At 51.9% G+C, this 3,121-nt stretch carries 2 protein-coding genes; both read left to right on the top strand.

Annotated elements, in window-relative coordinates; genetic code table 11:
- The first annotated feature begins 480 nt into the window (after window positions 1–480).
- Complete coding sequence (locus J4G02_22230; protein MCE2397230.1) at window positions 481–1,116, top strand: MBL fold metallo-hydrolase; 636 nt, start codon at window positions 481–483, stop codon at window positions 1,114–1,116.
- 5 nt (window positions 1,117–1,121) lie between these two features.
- Window positions 1,122–3,032 carry a CocE/NonD family hydrolase gene (locus J4G02_22225; GenBank protein MCE2397229.1) on the top strand — a complete coding sequence of 637 codons (1,911 nt, stop codon included), beginning with the start codon at window positions 1,122–1,124 and terminating at the stop codon, window positions 3,030–3,032.
- The last annotated feature ends 89 nt before the right edge of the window (window positions 3,033–3,121 follow it).

Raw genomic sequence — 3,121 nt, 5'->3', positions numbered from 1 at the left:
TAACGATCCCGTTAATTTCGGGGCTGGCGATGCACTTATTGATTAGCAATTGGCAATTCTAGCGCTCTGGCAGTGGAGGGTGCCGCTTCTCAATAGAAGCAGTACCCTTTATATCAGGTTTGAGACTTGACCGACAAAAGGACTTTCTGAGAACGCCTCCGTGGAGCCATGCCTTTGTCACCCTTTCTTCCCTGCCTCTCGTTTCCCATCCTTTCAAACTGAAATAAAAATAAACACCTGTCTAGATTGTAAGACCATTTAGTTTCCCTTTTCTTAACCGATTTCGGAACAACCCGAATCCGTAGGCGGGGCATCTTGCCCCGCCCTTTTACCAATCAATACCGCAACAACTTGGTGTTTCTCCACACTTTGCACTCTCTTTTTACATGAGCCAAACCGAAAACTGAATAGCCCTACTCTATGTTTATATACCTATAGACAACTGAAAACTGATATGATAAAATCCCTTGGGGTGAGCCAATGAAATTAATATTGGAATGTCTGGTTGTTCCGCCTTTTGAGTCAAACTGCTGGATTCTCGGTTCCAGTGAAACACAAGCAGCTGTCGTGGTTGATCCGGGAGACGAAGCCGGCATCCTTAAAGCACTAGAAGCGCACAAATTGACGCTCAAATACCTAATACACACGCACGGACATCTAGACCATGTATCTGCCACCGCTGCACTCCAGCATGGGACAGGAGCACCGGTTCTTATCCACGAGGCAGATCAAATTCTCGTGGATAATTTCACACTACAGGGCACAATGTTTGGACTCGCAGCACCCGAACCACCAACTGTGGACAGGTACATTTGTGAGGGAGATAGAATTGAGTGGGGAGAGTATACGCTGTCCGTGATTGAAACCCCCGGACATAGCCCCGGCGGTGTCTGTTTGGATCTCGAAGGAGAGAAAATTCTTTTGGCGGGTGATACGCTTTTTCAAGACAGTATTGGACGTACGGATCTATGGGGCGGAGATTATGAACAGTTGGTGGATTCCATACGGGAAAAGCTATGGCAGCTCGACGACGATACGATCGTATGTCCCGGACACGGGCCGCGCACCACGATCGGGAGAGAAAAACGTGAAAACCCTTTTCTACAAGGATTATAGTGGCTATGCAGGGATTAGAACCCAAATACGGAATTGCCATATTCAAGGACGTAATGGTGTCGATGCGCGATGGAGTTCGCCTAGCTACTGATATCTATCGACCCACCCTTGATGGCGAATTAGTCCCCGGCACATTTCCCACAATTCTGGGACGCACATCGTACGACAAAAACAGTCCGCAGATGTGGGTGGAGCCGGTAGCTGAGTTCTTTACCCAGCACGGATACGTAACCGTCCTCCAAGACTTACGTGGTCGTCAACGTTCCGAAGGGACCGGACAATACTTCCACACAGCCAATCCCACTGAAGGGCATGACGGCTACGATACGGTCGAATGGATCGCCGCCCAACCTTGGTCGAATGGGCGCGTTGGGACGGTGGGCAGCTCACACGGGGCGATTGTCCAGAGTGTGATGGCACTTTACCAGCCACCGCACTTGACGGCGATGTGGCAGGATGTTGGACCCACCAACATTTACGCCCACGAAGCGCGTGAAGGTGGGGCGATGGCACTCCACATGTTCGGTGCCCTGTTTCTCCACGCCCACGATTCACAGGAGATTCACGACAATCCTGTGGCGAAAAACTCTATCGCACAAGCGATGGAGCGTATGCGCGATCTAGTCTATTCAACCCCGTTCAAGCCGGGACACACACCACTATCCGTGGTTCCCAACCTTGAGCAGACCCTTTTTAACTACTACTATCGTGGCGAATATGATGAATTTTGGGGGCAAGATTGCTGCGATCAAGAACGTCACTTCGATCGACACATAGACGCCCCATCGGTCTTTAGTGGTGGTTGGTACGATCCCTTCTCCGTCGCTACGACGAACTACTTCGCGACGATGTGCAAGCAGAACAAGACAACCCAACGGCTGGTGATGGGACCTTGGAACCACGGCGCTATGCGCGGAGCAGGATCCTCCTACGTGGGGGATGTAGACTTCGGCCCCGACGCCGCATGGGGCGACGAAGTATACAATAGAGAGCGTCTCCGCTGGTTTGATCGTTGGCTGAAGGATAGCCCAAATGGGCTGGAGGATGACCCACCGGTACGAATCTTTGTGATGGGTGGCGGCGATGGTAGACGCAACAGCGAGGGGCAGCTGAACCACGGCGGCATGTGGCGGTCAGAAAAGGAATGGCCCCTCTCCCGCACAAAATATACCACATATTATTTCCATGCCGGCGGAGGACTGAACCCGGATCTGCCGGGAGAGAACCAATCGCCTGCCCGTTTCCTCCACGATCCAGATAATCCGGTGCCGACTATCGCCGCAAACGTTACAGGGTTCTACGAACAGGTAGCGTTGGGAGAGGGGATGGCATCGCAGTACACGCCACCCAGAGCGCGGATGCGCAGCATTGTTATGGACGGTGCGGCACACCAGAAGGAGGAACCCGGCATCGTGGGAGCTAAACCGCCGTATCCCTCCCTTGCGGCAAGACCCGATGTCCTTGTGTTTCAGACTTACCCGTTAGATGAAGACATCGAAGTGACTGGGGGGATGACGGTGAAGTTGTGGATTTCGTCTTCGGCGGTAGATACCGACTTCACAGCGAAGCTCATTGATGTCTATCCACCAAACGAGGATTATCCCGCCGGCTACCACATGAACCTCGTCGATTCTATTATCCGTACCCGTTATCGGGAGGGTTGGGAGGAAGAAAAATTGATGGAACCGGGTGAGGTTTATCAGGTTCAGATCGCCCTACCACCGACCTGTAATCTCTTCAAGGCAGGGCATCGAATTCGAGTCGATATATCGAGCAGCAACTTTCCACGATTCGATATCAACCCAAACACCGGCGAGCCGATGGGGAGACATACGCATACCGTCGTGGCGCGGAATACGGTGTACCTTGACCGCAACTGCCCTTCGCACATTGTCCTGCCCATCATTCCCCGGTAAACGGAAAATGAAGTTATAACCAATGGTGCTAGTTTGCAGCTGTTGATAACGTGAAACGTGATGCGTGAAACTAAAAATCATTGGTTCAT

The organism is Candidatus Poribacteria bacterium, from assembly GCA_021295755.1.
Classification (GTDB): domain Bacteria; phylum Poribacteria; class WGA-4E; order WGA-4E; family PCPOR2b; genus PCPOR2b.
Note: the sequence above shows the minus strand (reverse complement) of the source record. Positions and strands in the feature narration are given on the sequence as shown.

Excerpts from the sequence above, each read along its gene's own strand:
- J4G02_22230 (MCE2397230.1), top strand. The coding sequence starts at position 481 with ATGAAATTAATATTGGAATGTCTGGTTGTTCCGCCTTTTGAGTCAAAC.
- J4G02_22225 (MCE2397229.1), top strand. The coding sequence starts at position 1,122 with ATGCAGGGATTAGAACCCAAATACGGAATTGCCATATTCAAGGACGTA.